The 25,569-nt window shown below is 71.5% G+C and carries 24 protein-coding genes; 16 read left to right on the top strand and 8 right to left on the bottom strand.

The features are described 5' to 3' along the window. Positions 1 to 871: 871 nt before the first annotated feature. Together ABKA17_RS08775 and ABKA17_RS08770 are read right to left on the bottom strand one after the other, a co-directional pair. Positions 872 to 2,293 (bottom strand): O-antigen ligase family protein, encoded by a 1,422-nt coding sequence (locus ABKA17_RS08775; RefSeq protein ID WP_353691328.1) that lies wholly within the window; start codon positions 2,291 to 2,293, stop codon positions 872 to 874. A gap of 14 nt (positions 2,294 to 2,307) precedes the next feature. Further along, positions 2,308 to 3,690, bottom strand: a complete 1,383-nt coding sequence (locus ABKA17_RS08770) for a tyrosine-protein kinase domain-containing protein (RefSeq protein WP_353691327.1) — start codon at positions 3,688 to 3,690, stop codon at positions 2,308 to 2,310. A 125-nt stretch (positions 3,691 to 3,815) separates the two neighbouring features. Here ABKA17_RS08770 and ABKA17_RS08765 point away from each other — a divergent pair, with 125 nt between their 5' ends. The 6 genes from ABKA17_RS08765 to ABKA17_RS08740 all read left to right on the top strand — a co-directional run bounded on the left by ABKA17_RS08765 (position 3,816) and on the right by ABKA17_RS08740 (position 9,188). Continuing rightward, a complete protein-coding gene (locus ABKA17_RS08765) occupies positions 3,816 to 4,877 on the top strand; it encodes a glycosyltransferase (RefSeq protein WP_353691326.1) in 1,062 nt (353 codons plus the stop codon). 29 nt (positions 4,878 to 4,906) lie between these two features. Beyond that, on the top strand, positions 4,907 to 5,854 hold the full coding sequence (locus ABKA17_RS08760; RefSeq protein ID WP_353691325.1) for a glycosyltransferase family 2 protein: 948 nt from the start codon (positions 4,907 to 4,909) through the stop codon (positions 5,852 to 5,854). Continuing rightward, positions 5,851 to 6,849, top strand: coding sequence for an NAD-dependent epimerase/dehydratase family protein (locus ABKA17_RS08755; protein WP_353691324.1), 999 nt, complete (start codon positions 5,851 to 5,853; stop codon positions 6,847 to 6,849). The genes ABKA17_RS08760 and ABKA17_RS08755 overlap by 4 nt, the downstream gene beginning before the upstream one ends. Then, on the top strand, positions 6,846 to 8,099 hold the full coding sequence (locus ABKA17_RS08750) for a nucleotide sugar dehydrogenase (RefSeq protein WP_353691323.1): 1,254 nt from the start codon (positions 6,846 to 6,848) through the stop codon (positions 8,097 to 8,099). The genes ABKA17_RS08755 and ABKA17_RS08750 overlap by 4 nt, the downstream gene beginning before the upstream one ends. Before the next feature lie 235 nt (positions 8,100 to 8,334). After that, a complete protein-coding gene (locus tag ABKA17_RS08745) occupies positions 8,335 to 8,469 on the top strand; it encodes a hypothetical protein (RefSeq protein ID WP_353691322.1) in 135 nt (44 codons plus the stop codon). Positions 8,470 to 9,008: 539 nt separating this feature from the next. Further along, positions 9,009 to 9,188 (top strand): hypothetical protein, encoded by a 180-nt coding sequence (locus ABKA17_RS08740; RefSeq protein ID WP_353691321.1) that lies wholly within the window; start codon positions 9,009 to 9,011, stop codon positions 9,186 to 9,188. On the opposite strand, the gene ABKA17_RS08735 is transcribed toward ABKA17_RS08740, so the two are convergent. Continuing rightward, positions 9,185 to 9,463 carry a YveK family protein gene (locus ABKA17_RS08735; protein ID WP_353691320.1) on the bottom strand — a complete coding sequence of 93 codons (279 nt, stop codon included), beginning with the start codon at positions 9,461 to 9,463 and terminating at the stop codon, positions 9,185 to 9,187. The genes ABKA17_RS08740 and ABKA17_RS08735 overlap by 4 nt on opposite strands. Positions 9,464 to 9,577: 114 nt before the next feature. On the opposite strand from ABKA17_RS08735, the gene ABKA17_RS08730 reads away from it, so the two are divergent. From ABKA17_RS08730 to ABKA17_RS08720, 3 genes are read left to right on the top strand one after another with little or no spacing between them, the layout of a single operon-like run. Next, complete coding sequence (locus ABKA17_RS08730) at positions 9,578 to 10,642, top strand: glycosyltransferase family 4 protein (protein WP_353691319.1); 1,065 nt, start codon at positions 9,578 to 9,580, stop codon at positions 10,640 to 10,642. Beyond that, positions 10,639 to 11,421, top strand: a complete 783-nt coding sequence (locus ABKA17_RS08725; RefSeq protein WP_353691318.1) for a sugar transferase — start codon at positions 10,639 to 10,641, stop codon at positions 11,419 to 11,421. The genes ABKA17_RS08730 and ABKA17_RS08725 overlap by 4 nt, the downstream gene beginning before the upstream one ends. Then, positions 11,421 to 12,377, top strand: a complete 957-nt coding sequence (locus ABKA17_RS08720) for an NAD-dependent epimerase/dehydratase family protein (protein WP_353691317.1) — start codon at positions 11,421 to 11,423, stop codon at positions 12,375 to 12,377. Before ABKA17_RS08725 ends, ABKA17_RS08720 begins: the two co-directional genes overlap by 1 nt. Positions 12,378 to 12,395: 18 nt before the next feature. Here the strand turns inward: ABKA17_RS08720 and ABKA17_RS08715 are convergent, their stop codons facing one another. After that, a complete protein-coding gene (locus tag ABKA17_RS08715; protein WP_353691316.1) occupies positions 12,396 to 13,343 on the bottom strand; it encodes a methyltransferase domain-containing protein in 948 nt (315 codons plus the stop codon). A gap of 95 nt (positions 13,344 to 13,438) precedes the next feature. On the opposite strand from ABKA17_RS08715, the gene ABKA17_RS08710 reads away from it, so the two are divergent. From ABKA17_RS08710 to ABKA17_RS08685, 6 genes are read left to right on the top strand one after another with little or no spacing between them, the layout of a single operon-like run. Beyond that, complete coding sequence (locus ABKA17_RS08710) at positions 13,439 to 14,695, top strand: glycosyltransferase (protein ID WP_353691315.1); 1,257 nt, start codon at positions 13,439 to 13,441, stop codon at positions 14,693 to 14,695. Between the two features lie 37 nt (positions 14,696 to 14,732). Next, positions 14,733 to 16,040, top strand: coding sequence for a UDP-glucose dehydrogenase family protein (locus ABKA17_RS08705; protein WP_353691314.1), 1,308 nt, complete (start codon positions 14,733 to 14,735; stop codon positions 16,038 to 16,040). Between the two features lie 21 nt (positions 16,041 to 16,061). After that, positions 16,062 to 17,108, top strand: coding sequence for an NAD-dependent epimerase/dehydratase family protein (locus tag ABKA17_RS08700; protein WP_353691313.1), 1,047 nt, complete (start codon positions 16,062 to 16,064; stop codon positions 17,106 to 17,108). Next, positions 17,105 to 18,172: a glucose-1-phosphate thymidylyltransferase gene (locus tag ABKA17_RS08695; protein WP_353691312.1), complete on the top strand. Its 1,068-nt coding sequence runs from the start codon at positions 17,105 to 17,107 to the stop codon at positions 18,170 to 18,172. Before ABKA17_RS08700 ends, ABKA17_RS08695 begins: the two co-directional genes overlap by 4 nt. Beyond that, positions 18,172 to 19,107 (top strand): dTDP-glucose 4,6-dehydratase, encoded by a 936-nt coding sequence (locus ABKA17_RS08690; RefSeq protein ID WP_353691617.1) that lies wholly within the window; start codon positions 18,172 to 18,174, stop codon positions 19,105 to 19,107. The genes ABKA17_RS08695 and ABKA17_RS08690 overlap by 1 nt, the downstream gene beginning before the upstream one ends. Before the next feature lie 18 nt (positions 19,108 to 19,125). After that, entirely contained in the window at positions 19,126 to 20,949 is a 1,824-nt protein-coding gene (locus ABKA17_RS08685) for a glycoside hydrolase family 15 protein (RefSeq protein WP_353691311.1), read from the top strand. Here the strand turns inward: ABKA17_RS08685 and galE are convergent. Beyond that, positions 20,897 to 21,967 carry a UDP-glucose 4-epimerase GalE gene (galE, locus tag ABKA17_RS08680; protein ID WP_353691310.1) on the bottom strand — a complete coding sequence of 357 codons (1,071 nt, stop codon included), beginning with the start codon at positions 21,965 to 21,967 and terminating at the stop codon, positions 20,897 to 20,899. The two genes, ABKA17_RS08685 and galE, sit on opposite strands and share 53 nt — an antisense overlap. A gap of 199 nt (positions 21,968 to 22,166) precedes the next feature. Between galE and ABKA17_RS08675 the strand changes: the two genes are divergently transcribed. Continuing rightward, positions 22,167 to 22,496 (top strand): DUF2218 domain-containing protein, encoded by a 330-nt coding sequence (locus ABKA17_RS08675; protein WP_353691309.1) that lies wholly within the window; start codon positions 22,167 to 22,169, stop codon positions 22,494 to 22,496. Here ABKA17_RS08675 and ABKA17_RS08670 read toward each other — a convergent pair whose 3' ends face one another. Genes ABKA17_RS08670 through ABKA17_RS08660 form a run of 3 tightly spaced genes read right to left on the bottom strand, consistent with a single transcriptional unit; the run spans position 22,497 to position 25,563 of the window. Further along, positions 22,497 to 23,033: an NUDIX hydrolase family protein gene (locus ABKA17_RS08670; protein WP_353691308.1), complete on the bottom strand. Its 537-nt coding sequence runs from the start codon at positions 23,031 to 23,033 to the stop codon at positions 22,497 to 22,499. Between the two features lie 15 nt (positions 23,034 to 23,048). Further along, positions 23,049 to 24,149, bottom strand: a complete 1,101-nt coding sequence (locus ABKA17_RS08665) for an amidohydrolase family protein (protein ID WP_353691307.1) — start codon at positions 24,147 to 24,149, stop codon at positions 23,049 to 23,051. 1 nt (position 24,150) lies between these two features. Continuing rightward, positions 24,151 to 25,563: a glutamine synthetase family protein gene (locus ABKA17_RS08660; protein ID WP_353691306.1), complete on the bottom strand. Its 1,413-nt coding sequence runs from the start codon at positions 25,561 to 25,563 to the stop codon at positions 24,151 to 24,153. Positions 25,564 to 25,569: the final 6 nt, after the last annotated feature.

The following is a 25,569-nucleotide window of genomic DNA, read 5'->3' as shown; positions in this document are numbered from 1 at the left end:
AGCTTCCTCGCCAGGGCGTCCGGACAGCCGGGCAGCCTGGGCAGGATGCTCCCGGGATCGCTGCGCCCGGCCCGGCTCGCCCTGTACGCCAACGACGTGGCCTCCAAGCTGCTCACCCGGCGGTGGGGATTCGGCCGCCGGCATCTCTCGTACTACGTGCTGATGGCGGACCACCGGCTGCGCCGCCGTATCCTCGCCGGGCAACTGCGCCTCGACGACTACGACGTCGTCATCTGCGAGACGCCCTTCGACTCCGGGGTGCTCGCCACCGGTACGTCGGCGCGGACGCTGTACGACTGTCCCAACCCGTGGGCCGACGAGGTGCTGTGCGAAGGTCGGCTGACGGACCGCCAGCACCGGAGGTTCCGCGGCTGGGAGACCCGCTTCCTGGAGGACATGGAGCACCTGTCCTTCTCCTGGGAGTCCTACGCGCGGTACGCGAGCAAGCAGTACGGGATCAGTGGGCACAACTACCTCCAGCTGAACTGGGGCTGCACTCCGGTCCGGCAGCGGGCGCGGTTCGCCGACCCGCCGCGGGTCGCCTATCTCGGCTCGCTGAGCTCGCGGTTCATCGACCTGCCGCTGCTGGCCCGGCTAAGCCGGAGCTACCCGCACATCCACGTCTACGGCGGCCCCACGCCCGACCCCCGCCTCGGCCTGGACTATCGCGGCTACGCCTCGCCCGAAGTGCTCGAGCAGTACCAGTTCGGGCTGATCACCTGTACTCGCGACCTGCTGCGGCAGGAGGGCTTCTCGGCCAAACACCTGCATTACCTGGCGTACGGCCTACCTGTCCTGGTCCCCGGCTGGCGGCGCCACCTCGATCTGCTGCGCGGCTCCGTGCCGTACACCGAGGAGACCTTCGCCTCGGTCATCGAGGGGCTGAGCGACCCGGTGCGGTGGCGGCGGGCAAGCGAGGAGTCGTACGAACAGGCTCGGCGGCTGGACTGGAACTGGACCCTGGAGCCGCTTCAGGGGCTGCTGAACGCGCTGCCGCGGGGATGAGAACGGCAGCGAGCAGAGCGAACGTCAGCGAGTTGCTGATGCCGAACGACCAGGGGCGTTCCAGGACCGAGGCGAGCAGGACCGGCAACAGCACGCTCGAGGCGGCGGGGAAGCCGCGCACGCCGCCCTGGACCAGCAGGTGGATCAGCAGGAGCAGGAAGAGTGCGAGACCGGCCAGGCCGCCCGCGTAGAGGACGTCGATCCACTGGTTGTGCACCGAGGGGGAAAGGGCGGCGGGTATCTCGCCGGCCTGGTACTTCGCCGACCAGGCCTTGGCGCCGAAGCCGATGAACGGCGAGTCCCGCAGCTCCTCCGTGGCCATCTCCCAGATCGTCGAGCGGTCGCCGAGCCGGTCGGCTTCCGGGCGCAGGAAGGGCATGGAGAGTCCCGCGGCGGCAACAGCGCCGAGGACAGGCACGCCGAGCAGGATCCGACCGGGGGCCGGACTCTCGCGAGGCCGCGGGCCCGCCTCGTCCGGGAGTCTCGGGCGCAGCACCATCAGGAAGACCACGGCCACGACGGCGGCCGCCCCGGCCAGTCGGCTCCCGGTGGTGACGGCCATGAAGGCGACGTAGCAGGTGAGCGCGGTACGGGCGGGGCCCCGCAGCCCCAGCCAGACGAAGGGAAGGCCCACGATCAGTAGCAGGCTGAAGATGTTCTCGTTGGTGAAGGCACCTGTGTAGAGCACCCCCAGAGGCCCGCACGGGTTGTCGACCCGGCATTCCCGCAGGACCGACCTCGGCTCCGCGAGCGCCTCCATCCCGCCCAGGACCGTGAAGAGCATGACGACCGCTGCCCCGCCCAGCAGCGCCGGGCGTCCCGGCCGGGCGACGGCCGCCGCCAGCAGGACGGCCAGGAGGACGATCTGCCGGGGCACGAGGAGTTGCTGACCGCGCAGTCCGTCGGACAGGGCGACCAGCACGACGAGCGTCATCGCGACGAGAGGGGCCGTGTTGACGCGGGCTCGCCCGACGAGGAGCCGGTGCAGGAAGAACACTCCGCAGACGACCAGCAGCAGACCGTTCGCCGCCAGCCCCATCAGGTGCACCCACCGCGGGAATCCGATCACCACCTCGCCCAGGGGGTCGAGCCGTTGTGGCCGGCCCGTGTGCAGCACATAGGCGACCGTCGGGAGGTTGGCCAGGACGCCGGTCAGGAAGACCAGCGACGAGGTACGGTCCCAGTCCCCGTGGGCGTGGGCGCGTCGAAGCGCCACCGCCCAGGGGACCACGGACAGCACGGCCAGGATTCCGAGGAACATGGCCATGTCGGTCTGGGCCTGTGTCATCCGGATCTCACCGCCTATCCGTGCTGTTCGGTCGGCACCGCGTCGGGCACCTGGGTGCAAGCCGCGCGTCCCGGCTCCGAGGGCGGTTGCCAGGCGATGACACCTTCGGCGCGGGCGCCCGTGAGCACAGCGCCGAGGACGCGTACGCGCACGGCCGTGAAGGCGTCGAGGGCGCGTTCCGCGTCACCGCGGCGGGCCCTTCCGGCTCGCACGACGAACAGCACGCCGTCCGTGGCCGGAGCGAGTGCCGCCGCGTCGGCGAACGACAGCACCGGCGGGCTGTCCACGACGACCAGATCTGCGTCGGAGCAGAGCGCGCGCACTACGCGCGCAAAGTCCGGCGAGGACAGGAGCGTGCCGGGATCCGCCGGAACGGGACCGGCGGGCAGCACTCTCAGCCCGCCCTCGTCCCAGTCCTGGAGAGCTTGATAGAGCGGAATCCCGTGGGCGAGGACGTCGGTCAGCCCGGGGCCGTGGCGCAGCCCGAGCGCGGTGCTGAGGCACGGTCGACGCAGATCGGCTTCCACCAGGACCACCCGTTGCCCGGGGCGGGCGACGGTCGTGGCGAGGTCGACCGCGGTCCGGGTACGCCCTTCCTGGGGGAGGGCGCCTCCCACCAGTACCGAGGCAGGGAAGCCGTTCTCGGTACTGAAGCGGAGCCGGGTGCGCAGCTGGGCCAGCGCCTCCGAGCGCTGTGTCGTGCCGATCTGCCCGCCGGCGCCCTGCCGACGGGGCGGGGGGATGGCGGCCAGCACGGTGACGCCGAGACCCGTCCCGAGATCGTCCGTCGAGCGGACGGTCGTGTCGAGCGACTGGCGCAGTACCGCGCACGCGACGCCTACGACGGCCCCGACGAGCAGTCCGATGGCCAGGTTCAGCGCCGGACGCGGGCTGGTCGGGGAGGACGGGGGCTCGGAGCCGCCGACGACGCTGGCCTTGACCAGCGGCGGGGCGTCCGCGGTGGACCCCTCGATGGCGGTGATGTACTTCGTGAACTGAACGGCGGTCGCGTCGGCGATCGCCTGGGCCCGTTCCGCCGATCCGTCGGAGACCCGGATGTCGACGAGGGTGGTGTCGAGCGGTGCCTGGGCGTCGATCTTGTCGGCCAGCCGCCCGGGTGTCGTGTTCAGCCCGAGTTCGGAGATGACTCCGTTCAGGACCGCCGGGCTGGTGATGATGCGCGTGTAGGACTTCACCCGCTGCTGGGTGAACAGGCCGCCCTGATAGGCGTTGCCGCTGTCCTCGTCGCTGGTGGCGACGAAGAGCTGGGCGGTGGCCGTGTAGGTGGGGGGCATCAGTGTGGTGACCGCGACGGCCCCGGCGAGACCCAGAAGCACGCACAGGGTGACGAGCCGCCACCTCCGGCGCAGGGTGTCGATGTAGTCGTGGAGATCCATGGAGCTTCCTCCCACGGGGCCCTTCGGGCCGCTCTTGACGTCGTGAGACTGGGGGAGCAGTATGTTGATTCGCCGAATTTACGCCGTAAACGTACGATATCAGCATACGGCTGGGATGCGGAACCATGGATCGTCACCTCGACCGCTGCGCGGTCACTCCCTACGGTCGGGAAGCTGGAAGCTCCCGGGTCCGGATCTTCGCGTGGCTGGACCGCATCGGCACCGATTTCACCGTCGGCAGCTATCTGTCGCTGCCGGACGCCGCCCCTTCCCGGCTCGCTCGCCACCCGGTCGACCTGGCCCGGGCGGAGATGGGGCTGGCCGCCATCGCCAACGCTCGGCCGAGCAGGCTCCTGTTGCACCGGGAGGCCTCCCCGCTGAGCCGCGGCTGGTGGGAGCGGCGGCTCCTGGCGAGCGCCGAATTCGCCGTGTACGACTTCGACGACGCCCTCCAGTGGGACCGCGGCGAGGGTGGGCTCGTCCGCAGGATGGCGCCCAAGGCAGGCAAGGCACGGACGGCCGTCCGCAACGCGGATCGGGTCATCGCGGGCAACACCGCCCTTGCGGAGTGGGCGTCACACCATCACCGCGACGTGGTGGTGATCCCGAGCTGCGTCGCCCTGGAGGACTACTCGCCCAAGACGACCTACCTGCTGCACGACCCGCCCCGGCTCGGCTGGATCGGCTCGCGCGGCAACGAGGCCTGTCTGCTGCTGATCGCCGACGCGCTCACCGAGGTCCACCGACGCACCGGAGCCCGACTGACCCTCGTCGGCACGACCACCCCGTCGCTGGGTCGGCTGGAGGCCTTCGTCGACCGGGTCGCGTGGACCCCGCAGAACCAGCGGACCGCGCTGGCCGACATGGACATCGGTCTGATGCCCCTGCCGGTGACCTCCTACAGCCTCGGCAAATGCGGCTACAAACTGCTCCAGTACGCGGCCGCGGGCCTGCCCGCCGTCGCCAGCCCGCTGGGCGTCAACGCCGAACTGCTCAGCCAGTTCGGCATGCCGGCGCCGCGCACCCAGGACGACTGGACCTCGGCCCTCCTCGGACTCATCGGCTCCTCGGCCGCGGACCGGGAATGGCTCGGCCGGATCGCCCGGGACATCGTCGGCCTCAAGTACTCCTACGACGCCTGGCTGCCCCGCTGGTCGGCCGCTCTGGAACTCGGACCGGTGACGTGATGAACCCGCGGGAGCGGACCGTCCCGGCCGTGGACGTCGTGATCGTCAACTGGAACACCGGCCACTGCCTGAGGGACTGCCTGCGCTCGATCGTTCACACGGACCGGTCGCGACTGACGGTGGAACGGATCGTCGTGGTCGACAACGCCTCCACCGACGACTCGCTCAAGGCACTGTCCACCGACGGCATCCCGCTCGACGTGCTCCGCAACCCCCGCAACCGGGGCTTCGCCGCCGCCTGCAACCAGGGCGCCACCCGCGGTCGCGGCGAACTGCTGCTCTTCCTCAACCCGGACACCACGCTGTACCACGACACCCTGCGCGCCGTCGCCGCTTTCCTGGGCACACCGACCGCGCGGAGTGTCGGCATCTGTGGCGGCCGCATGCTCGACGGCCGGGGGCGACCGGGCATCTCCTGCTCGCGCTTTCCCACGCTGCGTGTCTTCTTCGGCAAGACCACCGGCCTCGACCGGCTGGCGCCCGCTCTGTTCCCCCCGCACCACCTGCGGCCTGCCGAGTCGGGCCCCGTGGACCAGGTCATCGGGGCGTTCTTCCTGCTGCGCCGTACGCTCTTCGAGCGGCTGGGCGGCTTCGACGAACGCTACTTCCTCTACTTCGAGGAAACCGACCTCGCCCTCCGCGCGCGCCACCGAGGCCTGCGGTCCTACTACCTCCACGAGGCCCGGGTCACGCATCTCGCCGGGGTCAGCTCCGCCCAGCTCGGCGGGGGGCGGCTGCGTCACTCGCTGTGCAGCCGTACCCGGTACGTCGTCCGTCATTGGCCCCGGTCCCATGCGTGGCTGCTGATGGCCCTGACCCTCACGGTCGAACCGGCCGCCAGACTCGCCAGGGCCGCCCTGCACCGCAGCGCGTCCGAGGCTCGCACCGTGCTCGCCGGATACGGCGGCTACCTGCGCTGGCTCGCCGTCGAGACCGGATCCGCACGCTCACCCTCCGGAAGGAGGCGGTCCGCATGAGGGCGCTTGTCACCGGAGGCGCCGGCTTCATCGGCTCACACCTCGTCGAGCACCTGCTCGGTCTGGGCCACGAGGTCGTCGTGCTCGACGACTTCAGTACCGGCTCGGCGGGGAACCTCGCACATGTGGCCGACGCCGTGACCGCGGTGCAGGGCTCGATCCTCGACGAGGACGCGCTGGAACTGGCCACGAAAGGCTGCGACACCGTCTTCCACCTGGCCGCCGCGGTCGGGGTGCACACCATCGTGAACCGGCCGATGGAGTCCCTGCGCAGGAACCTCCTGGGCACCGACGCGGTCCTCGAAGCCGCCCGCCGCCACGCGGGGCGGCTGCTGCTCGCCTCCTCCTCCGAGATCTACGGCAAGAACATCAAGGACAACCTCGACGAGGACGACGACCGCATCCTCGGCTCCCCGCTCAAGAGCCGCTGGTCCTACGCCGCCGCCAAGGGGCTGGACGAGCTGATGGGCTACTGGTGCTGGCGCGAGTACGAACTCGGCGTCGTCATCGTCCGACCGTTCAACGTCGTCGGCCCCCGACAGTCCGGCACCTACGGCATGGTCGTACCGAACCTCGTCGCCCAGGCGCTGCACGGGCGCCCGCTCACCCTGTACGGTGACGGCACCCAACGCCGGTGCTTCTGCGCGGTCGGCGACGTGATCCCCGCGTTTGTGGCCCTCGTCCAGGACGAGCGCGCCCACGGCCAGGCGTTCAACCTCGGCAGCGCCGAGGAAGTGACCATGCACCAGCTCGCCGAACGCGTCCTGCACGTCACGGGATCGGACAGCCCGATCGTCCACGTCCCCTACGACCGTGCATACGAGCCCGGTTTCGAGGACATGGCCCGCCGGTGTCCCGACACCACGCGAGCGCGCGAACTGATCGGGTTCCGAGCGCGGACCCGTCTGGACGACATCATCGCGTCGGTGGTCGCGGAGCAGCGAGAGAGCCTTGCCAAGGACGCCGTGGGCGTCGGGACCGGGGAGGCGAGATGACCGATCTTGCCGTGATCGGGCTCGGCTACGTCGGTCTGCCGCTGGCCCGCGAGGCCGCTGAGGCCGGACTCGGCGTGGTCGGGTACGACGAGAATGTCCACGTGGTGGCCGGTCTCAACAGCGGCCGCTCACACGTGGACGACGTCTCCGAAGCTGAGGTGCGCGCCATGCGCGCGGCCGGGTTCACCGCCACCTGCCAGGCAGCCGTGCTCGGTGCCGCGCACGTGGTCGTCATCTGTGTGCCGACTCCGCTGCACCCTGACGGCAGCCCCGACCTGGAACCCGTTTGTCGGGCCACCCGGACTCTCGCCCCGCACATCACCAACGGCATGCTGGTGGTGCTGGAGTCGACCACGTACCCGGGCACCACGGACGAGGTGGTGCGCCCGGTTCTGGAGCGAGCCACCGGCATGACCGCCGGCACCGACTTCCATCTCGCCTTCTCCCCGGAGCGCATCGATCCGGGCAACAGGGGCTTCGGACTCCGCAACACGCCGAAGGTCGTCGGCGGGCTCACTCCCGGTTGCGCACAAGCCGCCGCCGCGTTCTACGGCAAGGTCTGCGACACGGTCGTGATGGCCAAGGGCACCCGGGAGGCCGAGATGGCCAAGCTCCTGGAGAACACCTACCGCAACGTCAACATCGCGCTGGTGAACGAACTCGCCGTCGCCGCCCACGAGCTCAATGTCGATCTCTGGGACGCCATCGCCTGCGCCGCCACGAAGCCCTTCGGCTTCGAGTCCTTCCGTCCGGGTCCGGGCGTCGGAGGCCACTGCATTCCGATCGACCCGAACTACCTCATTCACCAGGCACGGGCGGCGGGCGCCGCGGTGCGACTGATCGAGCTGGCCCAGGAGATCAACCAGGGCATGCCGGCCTACGTGGTGCGACGCGCGGCGGACATGCTGGGCGGCGCCGGCAAGTCCCTCGCGGGTGCCACCGTCCTGCTGGCCGGAGTGACCTACAAGGCGGACGTCTCCGACGTCCGGGAGACGCCGGCCCTCCCGATCGTGCGCGGTCTGCGCGCCGAACAGGCGCACGTCACCTACCACGATCCCCATGTCTCCGGCTTCGAGGTGGACGGACGGTCGGTGCACCGGGCCGGGCATGTCGTCCGGGCCGCGGCCGCGGCCGACCTCACCATCCTGCTCCAGCCGCACCAGGCCTACGACCTGGACGCCATCGTGGCCGCCGCGCCGCTCGCCCTGGACGCCCGGGGCTGCACGCACTCGGGCGCCGAACTGCTGTAGTCCGGCGCCCTAGTCCGTCGCTATGCGTGGTGATCCGCGGGCGCGTGGAAGCCGTCCGCCAGTGGTGCCGGTGGGCTCCTGTGCGGCACCGGCTGCGGCGCCAGGGGAGCGCCGTCCTGCCGCGGCGCCGCTCTGGTTCCGCCGCGGGCCGGTCCGGCGGAACCGCTGTGACGTCGGCACCGAGGACACGCGCGTTCACGGCTCGCAGGCTGTCCAGGGCGCGCTGGAGCAGGCGGTGGCGCGCTGTGCCGCGACGGACGACGACGAGCACCGCGTCCGACTCCGCGGCGAGGACGGCCGCGTCGGCGAAGGGCTCCAGCGGGGGGCTGTCCAGCACGACGAGGTCCGCGTCCGCCTCCAGGGCGCGTAGGAGCTGCTTCACGTGTCGGTCCGACATCCGACAGCAGCGTGCTCGGATCCGGTGACGGTGTGCTGGCGGTCAGGATCCGGATCGGTCCGTCCTGCCATCTCTGGACGGCGTTGTGGAGTGCCACCGCGCCCGTGACGACATCGGTCAGACCGGGCACGTTCCGCAGCCCGAGGGTCTGGGCCAGCCGGGGACGGCGCAGATCGCCCTCGACGAGCACGACACGCAGTCCGGTCCGGGCGACGTTGACCGCGAGGCCGAGGGCGGGGTCGGTCCTGCCCTCGTAGTCCTCGGCGTCGGCGATCACCACCGAACTCGGCATGCCGCCGTCCGGAGAGCGCAGTCGGGTCCGCAGTCGGCTCAACGCCTCGTTGCGGGGCGTGGCCCCGATCCGGTGATTCGGGTCCCGCTGCCTGCGCGGGGGCGCGGGCAGGGCGCCCACCGGCATCAGGCCCACGCGGCGACGGACGTCGTCCGCCGAGCGGAGCCTGCCGTCCAGGGTGTGCCGCGTCACGGCGCCGGCGACGCCGACGACACTGGCTTTGACCACTGCGGGAGCATTCGCCGAGGCCTTCTCGATGCTGCCGATGTACTGCCTGAACTGTGTGGCGGTCTCGTCCGCGATCGTCTGCGCCCGGGTGGGGGAGCGGTCCTTCACGCGGATGTCGATCAGAGTGGTCTCCAGCGGCGCCTGCGCACTGATCTTGCCGGCGAGCCGCTAGGTAGTGGTGTCGAGACCGAGCTTCGCGATGACGCCCCCCAGCACCGCCGGACTGTTCGCGATCTTCGTGTACGGCTTGACCCGCTGCTGGGCGAACAGACTGCCAGCATACGCGTTGGTGCTGTTCTGATCGTTGGTGGCGATGAAGAGCTGTGCCCTCGCCGTGTACGTGCGCGGCATCAGGACCGTCACGGCCGCGGCCAGCCCCAGCAGGATGCAGGCCACGACGAACGACCGTCTGCGGCGCAGTACGTCCAGGTATTCGTGGAGATCCATGGGAGCTCCTCAGCCTTGTCTGCGGTTGCTACTTGACTCCGAAGTGCCATATAGGCATATTCTTGTTTACAGCGTAAATGTACGTCATCAGCGTATAGCCCTGGATGTGAAGCCATGGATGGTCGCCCGAAGCACTGCGCGATCACTCCGTACAGTCGTGGCGCCGGCAGCTCGCGGGTGCGCGTCTTCGAGTGGCTGGACCGCGTCGACACGCACTTCACCGTGAGCAGCTACGCCTCCTTCACCGACGCGGCCCCCACCCGCCTGGTGCGGCATCCCTTGACAGTGGCCCGGGCGGAACAGCGACTCCACCGTCTTGCCCTTGCCCGCCCCGCTCGCCTCCTGCTGCACCGGGAGGCGTCGCCGCTCAGCCGCGGATGGTGGGAGCAACGCCTGCTCACCTGTGCGGACTTCGCCGTGTACGACTTCGACGATGCACTCCAGTGGGATCGGGGCACGGGCGGCCTGGCCCGCAGATGGGCGCCGAAGGCGGCCAAGGCGTCCCTCGCGGTACGGCACGCGGACCGGGTCATCGCCGGCAACGAGGTGCTTGGTGACTGGGCCGCACAGCATCACGGCGACGTCGTGGTGATCCCCAGTTGCGTCGCCCCCGAGGACTACGTGCCCAAGACGTCGTACGCCGTGCACGACCCGCCACGGCTCGGCTGGATCGGGTCCCAGGGCAACGAGGGCTGCCTGCTGCTGGTGGCCGATGCCTTGGAGGAACTCCACCGCCGCTGCGGGGCCCGGCTGACGCTCGTCGGCACCACACAACGGCGGCTGGGCCGGATGGAGACGTTCATCGACCGCGTCGCCTGGAGCCCGAAGAGCCAGCGCACCCTGCCGGCACAGCTCGACATCGGCCTGATGCCCCTGCCGTCCAGCCCGTACACACTCGGCAAATGCGGTTACAAGCTGCTCCAGTACGGGGCGGCGGGCCTGCCGGCGGTGGCGACGCCGGTCGGTGTGAACGCCGAGATCCTGCGCCGGTTCCGGATGCCGGCCCCGATCGACGAGGATGACTGGGTCGACGTGATCCAGGGTCTGCTGAACGCTTCGGACGCGGTTCGCGAACAGCTGGGGCGGCACGCCCGTGACGTTGTGGGTCGCTCGTACTCCTACGACGCCTGGCTGCCCCGGTGGAGGGCCGCCCTGGAACTCGGAGGGGCACGGCCATGAGTACGGCGGCGCACGGATCCCGCGAGGCGGCGGCCGTGGCAGGGCCTTCCGCACAGAGGGCCCCCGGAGCCGACCGCGCGGTGCGCGCAGCCGCAAGTGTCGCGCCGCTGTTGCCCATGCCCCCACAACGCCCGACTCGCACACTCCGGGCCCTCGACATCACGGTGTCCCTGGTGCTCCTTGTCCTCTTGTCCCCGCTGCTGCTGCTCCTGGCTGCGCTGGTGTGCGCCATGGACGGTCGGCCGGTGCTCTTCTGCCAGCGGCGTATGGGCGAAGGCGCGCGGGAGTTCCGCCTCTACAAGTTCCGCACCATGCGGCACGATGCCCAAGGGCCCGCGCTCACCGCGGGGCACGACCCCCGCGTGACCCGCCTCGGGCGCCGGTTGAGAGGCTTCCACCTGGACGAGCTGCCGCAGCTGTGGAATGTGCTGCGCGGCGACATGACGCTGGTCGGGCCGCGTCCCGAGCCCTCCGAGACGGCCCGGCGCTATCCGCCCGAGTGCCACTGGCTGTTCAGTCACCGTCCCGGGCTCACAGGGCCGTGCCAACTTCGGTCCCGGGCGGAGGCGGCACTGTTCGACGGATGCCCCGATCCGGAGGCGTACTACATCGCGGTCCTGGTGCCGCTCCGTGACCAGCTCAACGCCGAACTGCTTGCGCGTCGCACCCCGACCGTCGTCGCGGGCTACCTGATCCGGACGCTGTGGTACGTCGTTTCGGCCGTCTGGGACAAACCGGGTACCGACTCGCTGCAGATCCACGAGGAAGGGCGGTCCTGATGCGTGCAGTCGTGACCGGAGCCGCCGGATTCATCGGCTCCCATCTCTGCGAACACCTGTTGGCCCACGGCGACGAGGTGATGGGGGTCGACGCCCTGACCGATTACTACGATCCCGCACAGAAACGCGACAACCTTCGCCCGCTGCTCGGCCGCGACCGGTTCACCTTCCGGCAGGGTGACCTGCTGACGGTTCCGCTGGACGCGCTTTTCGGTGGCGTCGACGTCGTCTACCACCTCGCGGGGCAGCCGGGCGTACGCGGCTCCTGGGGGCCGGAGTTCGCGGTCTACCTGGAGCGCAACGTCCTGGTGACCCAGCGCGTTCTCGAGGCGGCTCGCCGCACCGGACTGCGCCGTCTGGTCTACGCCTCCAGTTCCTCGGTGTACGGGGACGCCGAGGTCTGTCCGACCCGGGAGACCGTGCGCCCGCGCCCCGTCTCCCCGTACGGCGTGACCAAGCTCGCCGCGGAACACCTCTGCGAGACCTACCGCATGGTCTTCGGGGTCCCCACAGCCTCCCTGCGGCTGTTCAGCGTCTACGGCCCCCGGCAGCGGCCGGACATGGCCTTCGCCCGACTCGTCGCCGCCGCCTGCACACACCGGCCGTTCCCGCTGTACGGCGACGGAGGGCAGAGTCGTGACTTCACCTACGTCGGGGATGTCGTGACGGCCATGCGGGCCGCCGCGCTCTCCCCCTGGACGGGGGTCGCCAACCTCGGCGGAGGCTGTGAGGTGACGATGCGTCAGGCTATCATGCTGCTCGGTCAGTTGGCTCCTGCGGTCCGGGTGGCGCCGGGGCCCGAGCGGCCCGGTGACGCTCGTCGCACGGGCGCCGACATCAGCGTGGCCCGCGCCGCCTTCGGCTACCGCCCCGCCACGGACCTACGCTCGGGACTCGCCGCCATGGTCCTGGCCGAGCGCACCGCACGGCACGGCCGCACGGCCGCCACGGCCTGATCGAACGAGAGGTCTGCTTCAGGGGGAGGTCTGCGCTCCGCGGTAGTAGGCGATGATCTCCTGGGCCGTCATCTCCTGCTCCCGTCTGCGCCCCAGGAAGTAGAGGGCTGACGCGTCGTCCTGTGCGTAGGTTGCGGGCACGGCCTGGTCCAGGGCGCGCAGCCAGCACAACAGCCCGCGCGTCGCGCGACCCGCCAGCGCGGAGCGGGTCAGTCCCCGTATCAAGTGGTCGACGCTCCACAGGAGTTGGGTGCCTGGGCCGGCGACGGGGCCGGCAGCGAGTTCCTCGAAGCGCCGGAAGAGATAGCGGTGGCCGCTGGCGGTGAAGCGGGTGAAGTCGTGCGCGCCCGCATGCACCTGCTGAAGGAACGGCGTCTCCGCGTAGACCAGCCCGCCGTCCCTGAGCACCCGATGGATCTCCGCGACGACCGCGCCTGGATCGAGGACGTGCTCCAGCACGGCCTGCACCAGTACCGCGTCGACGCTCGCCGTGGGGAGCGGGATGTGGTGTGCGTCAGCGATGAACTGTGTCACCGGGCTGGGCACGATGTCGAAGGCGATCACCTGGAGGCTTGGATCGCGATAGACGGCCGCTACGCCGTTGCCGACCGTGGCACCCCCGACGACGAGGAGCGTCGGCGCGGGGCCGGGCAGGCTGCGCACCAGCAGCTCGATGTTGCGGGCAGCGACGCGGTTGGCCGGTTTCCAGATGCGGCGCAGTGGCGCGGGGAGCCGTTGCGCCGGCCCGACCGCGTCCGCACCCACCCGCGTCGACATGTTCTCCCGGTCCAGGATGCTGCCCTCGAAGTCGACGAGCACCGGCCACCGTCCCGCCTCCGGAAAGGCCGTGCGGCAGGGGCACCCGGGTGCATCGCACCTGAGGCCGTTCGCTCCGTCGACCAGCGTCGACCTGCAGCGCGGACACACCAGCAGTCGCCTGACCCGCTCCGGGTCCACCAGTGCCATGGCCGTCCTCCTGTCGGATTGACCGGAGAGCATCGCGGAGGGAAGATGTACGTATACGTCGTAAATATACATCTTCATCTCGGTGGTGATCGATGATGCGTAACGGGACCCTTGTCCCCGGAGTGGTCCGCTCGGACGGCTCGGCCGTCCGCTGGCCCGCGCCGCCTCCCCGGGTGGCGTCGGCGACTCAGCTGCCGGAGGCGCCGACGCTGCCCCGCATCAAGGTCCTCCACGTGATCACCCGCTTCGTCACGGGAGCCGGTGGCAACACCCTCATGTCGGCCGAAGGCATGGATCCCGACCGCTACGAGGTGTGGATCGCAGGAGTGCCCGGCGGCGAGCTCTGGGAACGGGCCCGGACCGCCGGCATCCGGACCGTTGAGATGCCCGGGTTCCGCCACACCCTCCACCCCACCGACCTGCTCGTCCTCGTCCGGCTGACACGACTGATCCGCCGCGAACGCTTCACCGTCGTGCACACCCACTCGGCCAAGGGCGGATTCCTCGGCCGGGTCGCCGCGCGCGCGTGCCGCACACCGGTGGTCGTGCACACCTTCCACGGCGTCAGCTTCCACCCGTACATGTCCCGCCGCAGGCGCATGCTGTACCGCTTCCTGGAGCGGGCCACGCGGCGATTCACCCACTGCTTCCTCGCTGTCGCCCCCCGTGTGGCGGAGCAGGCGGTCGAGGAGCGGCTCGCGCCGCCCGGTCGGGTCCGGGTGGTGCCGTCGGCCGTGGATCTGACCCATATCCCCCAGCGGTTCGACCCGGCCGCCCGCCGCATGCTCGGCGTACCCCGCGCCGCCGCCCTGATCGGCACCGTCGGCCGTGTCGACACCCAGAAGGCGCCGCTGGACTTCGTCCGCATGGCGGCCGCGATCCGCGCCGAGCACCCGGACACCGCGTTCGTCATGATCGGCGACGGGCCGCTGGAGGACGAGGTCCGGCTGCTCGCCGCGGAACTCGGCGTCGACCTGACCGTCACCGGGCACCGCGGGGACGCCCACCGCCTCGTGGCCGGCCTCGACGTCTTCGCCATCACCTCGCTGTACGAGGGTCTCGGCCGGGCCCTGACCGAGGCGCTGGCCGCCGCCCGTCCGGTCGTCGCGACGGCCGTGAACGGCGTACCCGACCTCGTGGAGCACGGAGCGACGGGGCTGCTCGTCGCGCCCGCCGACCCGGACGCCGCGGCGCGCGCGGTCGGCTGGCTGCTCGACCATCCGGACCAGGCCGCCGCCATGGGACGACAGGGCTGCCGACGGGTGCGCGCCGCCTTCGCCCCGCAGACCATGTGCGCGGACGTCGACGCCTGCTACCGCGACCTGCTGGGACTCCCGCTGTCCGCCCCCTGACCGGCTAACAGCCCGCACGCTCCCCACGGAGACCGACATGCGCCTCACAGTCATCGGCACCGGATACGTCGGAGCCGTCCACGCCGCCTGCCTGGCCGACCTCGGGCACCACGTCCTAGGTGTGGACGTCGACGCGGACCGGATCGCCGCGCTCACCGACGGCAGGCCGCCGTTCTTCGAACCGGGACTCTCCGATCTGCTCAACCGGGCCGTGGCCACCGGAAGGCTCGCGTTCTCCAGCTCGCTCGATGAAGCCGCCGGCTTCGGTGACACCCACTTCCTCTGTGTCGGCACCCCGCAGCGCCCCGGCTCCGACGCGGCCGACCTCACCTACGTGGACGCCGCCGTCGACGCGCTCGCCCCGTATCTGCGTGGCAACCCACGCGCGCTGCTGGTCGGCAAGTCGACCGTCCCGGTGGGGACCGCGGACCGCCTCGCGCGCAGGCTGGGTGCCGAGGTCGCGTGGAACCCGGAGTTCCTGCGGGAGGGGTGCGCGGTGCAGGACACGCTGTGTCCCGAGCGCATCGTCGTGGGGGTGCGTTCGAAGTGGGCCAAGGCGCGGCTTCGGGAGATCTACGCGCCGCTGCTCCAGGCCGGCACCCCGTTTATCGCCACCGACCTGCCCACCGCCGAACTGGTCAAGCTGGCCTCGAACTCGTTCCTCGCCACCAAGGTCTCCTTCATCAACGCGATGTCGGAGATCTGCGAGGCCGCCGGCGCCGACGTGCTGACCCTGGCCGAGGCGATGGGGCGGGACTCCCGCATCGGGCCCCGCTTCCTCGCCCCCGGCCTCGGCTTCGGCGGCAGCTGTCTGCCCAAGGACATCCGGGCCCTGACCGCGCGTGCCGAGGAGCTCGGGCAGGGCCAGGCGGTGGCGTTTCTGCGGGAGGTCGACGCCATCAACGCCCGGCAGCGGACCCGCACCCTCGGTCTGGCCGAGGGCCTCCTCGGTGGTTCCTTCGCCGACCGCAACGTCGCCGTCCTGGGTGCCGCTTTCAAGCCCCTCAGCGACGACGTCCGGGACTCCCCGGCCCTCGCGGTCGCGTCCGCGGTACAGGACCGGGGCGCGCATGTACGGGTGCACGACCCCGAGGCGATCGACAACGCCCGGGCCGCGTACCCGGCGCTCCAGTTCGCGCTCGACGTGGCCAAGGCATGTGAACACGCCGATGTCGTCCTGCATCTGACCGAGTGGCCCCAGTACCGGGAGCTGGACCCCACCGCCCTCGCGACCGTCGTGCGTGGCCCGGTCCTCGTCGACGCCCGCAACACCCTCGACCCGGAGCCCTGGCGGGCCGCGGGCTGGACGGTGCGGGCCCCCGGCAGGCCGGGGCTCGGCCGCTAGGCGACAGTCAGGAGGAAGACCATGCGTGTGGTGGTGTCCGGCGGAGGCGGTTTCCTCGGCTCGCATCTCTGCGAGGCGCTGCTGCGCCGTGGCGACAGCGTCTGCTGCCTGGACAACTTCTCCTCGGGCCGCGCGGCGAACATCGCCCACCTCATGCGTGAGCCCGGCTTCGACTGCGTCCTGTGCGACGTCACCGAACGTTTCCGGTTCTCCGGGCAGGTCGACGCCGTCGCCCATCTCGCCAGCCCCGCCTCCCCCTTCGACTACGAACGGCATCCGCTGGAGACCCTGGCGGCCGGCAGCCGGGGCACCGAGAACCTGCTCCAGCTGGCCGACCGGCACGGTGCCCGCTTCGTCCTGGCCTCCACCAGCGAGGTCTACGGCGATCCACGCGTCCACCCGCAGGACGAGGAGTACTGGGGACACGTCAACCCCGTCGGACCGCGCAGCGTCTACGACGAGGCCAAGCGGTTCGCCGAGGCCCTCGCCACGGCGTACCGGCGCACGCGGGAGGCCGACGTCGGCATCGTCCGGATCTTCAACACGTACGGGCCCCGGATGCGCGCCCACGACGGACGCGTGGTCTCCACCCTCATCCGGCAGGCGCTCGACGGCGAGCCGCTCACCCTTTTCGGCGACGGCAGCCAGACGCGCAGCTTCTGCTACGTCGACGACATGGTGCGCGCGCTGGTCGGCATGCTCGACAGCCGGCTGCCCGGCCCGCTGAACCTCGGCAACCCCCACGAGCGCACCGTGCTGGAGCTCGCCGAGCTGGTGCTGCTGGTCACCGGCTCGGACAGCGGGCTGCGATTCCTTCCTCTGCCCGTCGACGACCCCGTCCGCAGACAGCCCGTCATCACCCGGGCCCGCGAAAAACTCGGCTGGCACCCGCGCGTGCCGTTGGAGGAGGGGCTGCGGCGCACGGTCGACTGGTTCGCGGCGGAGAAGGAGGCCGAACGCGAAGCCGAAGGCCCCGGCCCGCGACCCGAAGGCGCCGGCACGCAACCGGCAGGACACGGCAAGCAACCCCTGGGCCACGACGCGCAACCCGTAGGGCGGTCGTCATGAAAGCACTCGTCCTGTGCGGCGGAGCCGGCACCCGGCTCCGCCCCATCACCCACACCTCCGCCAAGCAATTGGTGCCCGTGGCCAACAAGCCGGTGCTCTTCTACGGCCTGGAGGCCATCGCCGCCGCCGGTGTCATTGAGACCGGCATCGTCGTCGGGGACACCGCGCCGGAGATCCGCCGGGCCGTCGGCGACGGCTCCCGGTTCGGGCTGAAGGCGACCTACCTGCGTCAGTCCGCGCCCCTCGGGCTCGCGCACGCCGTGCAGATCGCCCGGGACTTCCTGGGCGACGACGACTTCGTCATGTACCTCGGCGACAACTTCATCGTCGGCGGTATCACCGAAGTCGTGGACGACTTCCGCCGGGAGCGGCCCGACGCCCGCATCCTGCTGACCCGGGTGTCCGACCCCACCGCCTTCGGTGTCGCCGAACTCGACGCGGAGGGACGCGTGGTGGGCCTGGAGGAGAAGCCGCAGACGCCCAGGAGCGACCTGGCACTCGTCGGCGTCTATCTCTTCACCCCCGTCGTGCACGAGGCCGTACGGGCCGTGATGCCCTCCCGGCGCGGCGAGCTGGAGATCACCGACGCCCTCCAGTGGCTCCTGGACCAGGGCCTCGACGTGCGCTCCACGACCGTCTCCGGCTACTGGAAGGACACCGGGAACGTCACCGACATGCTGGAGGTCAACCGGACCGTCCTGGAGACACTCCCGCCGCGGATCGAGGGAAGTGTCGACCCGGCCAGCGAGATCATCGGCCGGGTCCGGATCGACGACGGCGCCAAGGTGTTCCGCAGCCGCATCGTCGGACCGGCCGTCGTAGGAGCCGGAACGGTGATCGCCGGCTCCTACGTCGGACCGTTCACCTCGATCGGCGAGGACTGCCGCATCGAGGACAGCGAGATCGAGTACTCGATCGTGCTGCGCGGCGCGTCCGTCGTCGGTACGCGCCGGATCGAGGTCTCCCTCATCGGCCACCACGTCGAGGTGACCCCCGCGCCCCGTACCCCCGCCGTGCACCGGCTGGTGCTCGGCGACCACAGCAGAGTGCAGATCCCGTCATGATCACGACCCGTGTCCTGGTCACCGGCGGGGCCGGCTTCCTCGGCTCCCACTACGTCCGCGCCCTGCTGGGACCGCACGGCCCGCCCGACGTCGACGTCACCGTGCTGGACCTGCGCGAGCCCCGTGACCCGTGCCCCTGCGCGTACGTGCGGGGCGACATCTGCGATTCGCGGCTCGTCGGCACGCTCGTCCCCGAGCACGACCAGGTGGTCCACTTCGCCGCGCGGACGCCTCTCGACGGCCGAGACGACGGTTTCGTCCGTACGAACGTGCTGGGCACCCACACCCTGCTCGACGCGGCCCTGCGGCACGGCCTGCGCACTTTCGTGCACGTCTCCACCGACGAGGTCTACGGGTCGATCCGGGCGGGCTCCTGGCCGGAGACGGATCCGCTGCGCCCCATCTCGCCGTACGCCGCCTCGAAGGCGGCGGCCGACCTGCTCGCCCTGTCGTATCACCGAACCCACGGCCTCGACGTACGCGTCGTGCGGGGCGCTGCCACCTACGGCCCCCGGCAGTGGCCCGACCAGGTCGTCCCGCTGCTCGTCATCCGGCTGCTGCAGGGCAGACCGGTGCGGCCGAGCGTCGGCGGGCCGGGCGTCCGCGACTGGATCCACGTCGACGACCACGTACGCGGCATCGAACTCGTGCGCACCCGCGGCCGACCGGGGGAGGTCTACAACATCGGCGGCGACGAACGCTCCGACCGGGAGCTGACCGCCCTGCTGCTCGGCGAGTGCGGCGCGCACTGGCACCTGGTGGAGTCCACCGGGGCGCCCGAGGGGCAGGGCGGCCGCTGTTCCGTCGACTTCACCAAGATCCGTACGGAACTCGGCTACACGGCGGGCAAGGACCTGACGACCGGGCTCGCGGAGACCGTCGCCTGGTACCGGACACACCGCTCGTGGTGGGAACCCCTGCTGCGGGCGGCATGACGGCGAGCGGGTTCGATCATGAACGCCCCCATCGAGGACTACGCCCTCCTCAGTGACCTGGAGACCGCGGCCATGGTGGGCCGCAGCGGTTCCGTCGACTGGCTGTGCCTGCCGCGCTTCGACTCACCCGCCTGTCTGGCCGCCCTGCTGGGGACGCGGGACAACGGCTTCTGGCGGGTGTCTCCCGTGGCGTCCGGCCCCTGCACCCGCCGCTGGTACCAGCCCGACACGCTGGTGCTCGTATCGGAGTGGGAGACGGGGGCCGGCACGGTACGGGTCACGGACTTCATGCCGCCCCGCGCCCAACTGCCCTGCCTGGTACGGCTGGTCGAGGGCGTGTCCGGGGTCGTGCGGGTGCGCAGCGAACTGCGGCTGCGCTTCCATCACGGCCGGGTCCGGCCCTGGATCCGGGTGACCGACGGCGGCACGGTCGCGGTCGCCGGACCCGACGCGGTGTGGCTGAACGCCGACGGCCCGGTGCGGGCCGGCCACGGCGAGGACGCCACCGTGCTGGACCTCACCGTCCCGGCCGGGCGAAAGGTGGCGCTCACCCTGGCGTGGTCGCCCTCGCACCGGCCCGAGCCGCCCGCTCCGCTGTTCGTCCCGGCGGAGACGGTCCTGAAGGAGACCGGTGACTTCTGGCGGCGATGGAGCGGGCAGTGCCGCTACGAGGGCCCGTGGCGGGACGCCGTGGTGCGGTCCCTCATCACCCTCAAGGCACTCACCTACGCGCCCACCGGCGGCATCGTCGCCGCGCCGACGACCTCGCTGCCCGGCGCCCTGGGCGGTGAGCGCAACTGGGACCACCGCTACTGCTGGCTGCGCGACTCCACCCTCACCCTGTCCTGTCTGCTGCGCAGCGGCTACCGCGAGGAGGCCACGGCCTGGCTGGACTGGCTGGTGCGGGCCATCGCGGGCGACCCCGCCGCACTGCAGACGGTGTACGGCGTCGGCGGCCAGCGCCTGCTGCCGGAGACCGAGGCACCCTGGCTGCCCGGCTACGAGGGCTCCCGGCCGGTCCGGTTCGGCAACGCCGCCGTGAACCAGTTCCAGCTGGACGTGTACGGCGAGGTCCTGGACACCCTGTATCTCTCGCTGTGCGCGGGCATCCCCATGCCGGCCCATGTGTGGGACCTGGTCGAGGCGTTGATGGCCCACCTCCAGACGCACTGGCACGAGCCGGACCAGGGGCTGTGGCAGGTCCGCGGTCCGGCGCGGCAGTTCGTGCACTCCAAGGTGATGGTCTGGGTGGCCGCCGACCGTGCCCTGCGGATGGGCCGGTTGCTCGGCCGCAACGGCGCCTCGGGCGCGTGGCGGGCCCTGCGCGACGAGGTGCACCGCGAGGTGTGCCGGACGGGCTGGGACCCCGGCCGCGGCTCCTTCGTACAGTCCTACGGCTCCCCGGCCCTGGACGCCTCCGCGCTGCTGATTCCCCGCCTGGGCTTCCTGCCCGCCCGCGACGAGCGGGTGCGTGCGACGGTCCGTGCGATGCGGGGACTCGACCACGGCGGCTTCGTCCGTCGGTACGCCCCGGACGGGCCCGGCGTGCACGGCGTGGACGGACTGCGCGGCGACGAGGGCGCGTTCGTGCCCTGCACCCTGTGGTTCGCCGACGCGCTCGCCGCCACCGGCCGCACGGAACAGGCCCGGGAGGCGTTCGAGCGGGTCCTCGCCGTCCGCAACGACGTCGGTCTGCTGTCCGAGCAGTGGGACCCGGACGCGGGACGCCAACTGGGCAACGCGCCGCAGGCGTTCAGTCACATCGCCCTGGTGGAGACGGCCTTCGCCCTCACCGCTTCCCGTTCGGGTGTCGCGCGGACCCGGCGTAGCCCTGCGGATTGAGCTGCTGGAACCGCCAGGAGTCCCGGCACATGTCGGCCAGGTCCCGGGTGGGCCGCCAGCCCCAGGCGCGGTCCACGGCGGACGCGTCGGCGACCAGTTCGGCCACGTCGCCGGGGCGGCGCGAGACGATCTCGTACGGCACCTCCCGGCCGGCCGCCGTCGCGTACGCCGCGACCACGTCCAGCACCGAACTGCCCCTGCCCACGCCGAGGTTGTACACATGCATACCGGGGGCGTCGGCCAGGTGGTCGAGGGCCACGCGGTGCGCCTCGACGGTGTCCATGACGTGGAGGTAGTCGCGGACCGCGGTCCCGTCGTGGGTCGGGTAGTCGCCGCCGAACACCCGCAGCAGCTTCCGCCGGCCGGCCGCCACCTGGGACACGTACGGCATCAGGTTGTCGGGCTCGCCGCGCGGGTCCTCGCCGAGCAGTCCGCTGGGGTGGGCGCCGGCCGGGTTGAAGTACCTGAGGCTCAGCACCGTGTACTCGGGGCACCGGCGGCAGACGTCGGCGAGGATCTGCTCGCACAGCCACTTCGAGGCGGCGTACGGGTTGGTCGGCCGGGCGGGCGTGCTCTCGTCGAGCGGGCCGGGGCCGGCGTCACCGTAGAGCGAGCAGGAGGACGAGAAGACCAGCCGGTGCACGCCGTGCTCGTTCATGGTCCGCAGCAGGGCGGTCGTGCCCCCGACGTTGGTGTCGTAGTACTCCGTCGGCATCCGCACCGAGGCGCCGACGGCCTTGTGCGCGGCGAAGTGCACCACCGCGTCCACGGCGTGCCGGTCGAAGACCGCGGACAGGGCCCGCCGGTCGCGCACGTCCAGCTCGTAGACGGCGCCGACGAAGCGGCCCGCGATCCGTTCCACCCGGGTGAGGACCTGGGGCGTGCTGTTGGAGTAGTCGTCGACCACGATCACCTCGTAGCCGTGGTCGAGCAGCTCCACACAGGCGTGGCTGCCGATGAAACCGGCTCCGCCGGTGACGAGGACGGTCGACGGCGGCCCCGGATCGCTGCGCGTCATCACACGACGCTCCCGGGTACGGTCCAGAACACCGTATGTTTACGGCGTATATGTCCAACTGTGCACCCGCCGCCGAGAGGCGTCAAGGGGACACCGGACGGCCCCGGAATCCAAAGCTTGCGGCCCCGGACGGCCCCGCGCGGCGATCGTCCGGCACTATCGACCCGTCCGCATCCGCCACCACGGCTGGAGTACCACCATGCCCCGCTCCGAAGCCCACGTCCCCACCGACCGCCCGCACCGCTACGCCAAGCAGCTCGCCTCTCACCTGGGACGGCGTTCCACGACCAGCTGGGACGAGGTCGCCGGCGAGGGTGGGATCGAGTTCCAGAACGGCACCGGGACCCTCACCGCGACCGAGGGCGCGCTGGTGCTCGTGGTGGAGGCGGACGTCGAGCATCTCGCGGTGCTGGAGGACGTCGTGGGGCGGCATCTCGTGCGGTTCGGTGCCAAGGACGAGCTGGTCGTCGAGTGGAAGCGGGACACCGGCGAGCCGGGCACCACGCAGCGCAAGACCGAAGAGGGCTGATCAGACCGCGCAGCCCAGGTGTGCCAGCGCCTGCTTGAGCAGGACTCCGTGCCCGCCGGGCATCTCGCTCTGCACCGCCTCCGACACGGCCTCCTGGGGGCTGAACCAGACCAGGTCCAGGGCGTCCTGGCGGGGGCGGCAGTCGCCGGTCACCGGGACGACGTAGGCCAGTGACACCGCGTGCTGACGCGGGTCGTGGTACGGCGTGATGCCCTGCGTCGGGAAGTACTCGGCCACCGTGAAGGGCTGCGGGGCGGCCGGGATGCGGGGCAGCGCCACCGGGCCGAGATCCTTCTCCAGGTTCCGCAGGAGGGCGTCGCGGACGCGCTCGTGGTGCAGCACACGACCGGAGACCAGGGTCCGGCTGACCGTCCCGTCGGGGCCGATGCGCAGCAGCAGGCCCACGCTGGTGACTTCGCCGCTGTCGTCGACCCGCACGGGCACGGCCTCGACGTACAGGATCGGCATCCGGGCCCGCGCCTGCTCCAGGTCGTCGGTCGTCATCCAGCCGGGCGTGGTTTCGGTCATGTCAGACATTGCTTGATCATACTTTCAGGACGGGCCGGGAAGGCGGTAGACCCGGCGGGCATTGTGTGCTCCTGCCCACTCGGCGAGCCGCAGCGCGTCGGGCAGGCTCAGCTCGTCGGCGTCCACCCGGTCCTGGAGCAGTTCGCCCAGACCCCTGCGGAAGGACAGCGCGCCGAGCGCGTAGAACTCCGCCAGACCGTAGGCGTCGGAGCTGTACAGCAGTTTGCGGAACGGTGTGATCTCCAGCGCCTCCGCCAGCACCGTCCGCGCCCGGGCCGGGCCCACATGGTGCAGGGTGAGGCCCACGTCCAGGTACACCTGCTCGAAGACCGCGGCCAGGTAGCCGGCCTGCCGCTGGTACGGCCAGCAGTGCAGCAGCATGACAGGGATCGTGCCGGCCGTCAGATGCAGCCAGTCCGTGAGATGGGTGGGGTCCACCCGGTGCAGCCGGATGTCGTTGTCGCCGAACCCCGTGTGCAGTTGGAGGGGGAGGCCCAGGTCGACCGCCGTCCACAGGAGATGGCGGACCAGGACCGGGTCCGCCAGTCGGCTGCCCGCCGCGAGGCGGTTGCGCGCCGCCCGTTCTACCTCCGCCTTCGACGGGCGGGCCGGATCCAGGTCGAAGCCCGTGCGGTACGCGGCGACGGACTTCACCCCGACCACCCCGGGCCGCCGCACCGCCTTCTCCGCCGCCGCCCGGAACGCCTCGGCGTACGCGTCCGGCTCCACCCCGTCGGCCACCAACGCCTCCTCGACGCGCTCCAGCCGCACGACCTCGTACACGTCGTCCGCGGCCAGCTCGGCCGGACCGAACCCGGTGTCCAGGCAGTACGTGCCGGTCCCCGCGGCGGCGAGGAAGCGCCGGTTCACCTCCCGCGGGCCCAGCTCCGCGCGGCGCGCCAGATACGCGTCCGCCGGGGCGTGCCGGTCCAGGTCGAGCAGGGGCGCGCAGTGGCGTCGTACCGCCACGCCCACCGGGGTGTCGAAGGGCGAGCTGCCCGGCCAGCGGTCGCCCTCGGTCAGCAGCGATTCGAAGCCGGGCCGGTCAAGCTCGGCACTCTCGACACCGTGGCAGTGGTGGTCGACCAGGCGCAGGGCGGCGAGCGCCTCGTGGACCGCGCCCATGTCAGTACTTCCAGCGGTACGCCGCCGCGATCCGCTCGTCGTCCAGCCCGGCCACCGCCGCGATCTCGCCTTCCCGTACGGCGATCACGGCGTCGGCGAGGACCACGCCCAGCGCCCCGCGCAGCACCTTGTCCCCGCGGAACTCCGCCACCGCCTCGGCCAGCGACGCGGGCAGCCGGCGTACGCCCCGCGACTTTGCCTCGGCGGGCTCCAGTCGGGCCGGGTCGCCGGTGATCTCCTCGGGGAGCGGTGCCGAGGACGTGACGCCGTCCAGGCCGGCCGCGATGACGCTGCCCAGTGCGAGATAGGGGTTGGCGGCCAGGTCGACCGGCTTGACCTCCAGGTTGGCCGCCTGCTCGCGCAGCCCCTGGGTGCCGGTGACGATCCGGACCGCCGCCTCGCGGGTCTCGCGGCCCCAGGCCGTGAACACCCCCGCCCACTGGGAGGGTTTGAGCCGAAGATAGCTGGCCGGGCTCGGGGCGGTGACCGCCGTGAGGGCCGGCAGGTGGGCGAGGACACCGGCCGCGAACGACTCCGCCTCGGCCGTCATGCCGTACCTGCGGTCGCCGCCCGCATGGAGGTTGATGCCGTCGCGCCAAACGGACAGATGGAGATGGCCGCCGTTTCCTACGCCCTCGGCGAAGACCGCCGGGGCGAACGACACCACGTACCCGTGCCGCCCGGCCACCGCGCGGATCGTCTGCCGGGCCAGCACGCTCCGGTCGGCCGCCGCCACCGGGTCCAGCGCGCCCACCGAGATCTCGAACTGCCCGGCCGCGTACTCGGGATGGAGCTGGTCGACCTCCACGCCCTGCGCGGCGAACGCCGCGAGCAGGTCGGCCGTGTAGTCGCTCAGCTCCACCTGGCGGATCGCGCCGTAGGCCGGGCCCGAGAGAGCCGGGACGAACTCCCCGCTCGCCGACGGGCCTTGGCCTACCGCCCACTCGATCTCGACCGCCGCCCGGAAGGTGACGCCGTGCCGCTGTTCCGCCTCCGCGACGATCCGCCGCAGAAAGGTGCGAGTGCAGCCGGGGTGCCGGTCGCCCTCCTGCGTGATCCGGTCGACCGGCGCCCACGCCCAGCCCGGTTGCCCGGCCAGGACCACGAGCCCGTCCAGGTCCGGGTACAGGCGCAGATCGCCGTCGGGGGAGCCGAGGACGTCGGTGGTGACGATGGAGTCGTTCGCCAGGAAGGTGTCGAAGACCGGCGACATGCCCACCCCCCAGGCCGCCGCCGAGGCGAGCTTCGCCGTGGGGACCGTCTTCACCCGGGCGACGCCCGCCGTGTCGACGTAGGACAGCACGATGCCGTGGACGCCTCTCCCGGACAGTTCGCCGCTCAGGGCGGTGGCACGGTCGACGTCACCGGGACGTCCACCGGGTACGGGGTCGGCGGGAACGGCAAGGGGGGTCATACGTCC

Source organism: Streptomyces sp. RG80 (genome assembly GCF_040446465.1).
GTDB lineage: Bacteria > Actinomycetota > Actinomycetes > Streptomycetales > Streptomycetaceae > Streptomyces.
The sequence above is the reverse complement of the archived record's forward strand: the minus strand, read 5'-3'. Positions and strand labels throughout refer to the sequence as shown.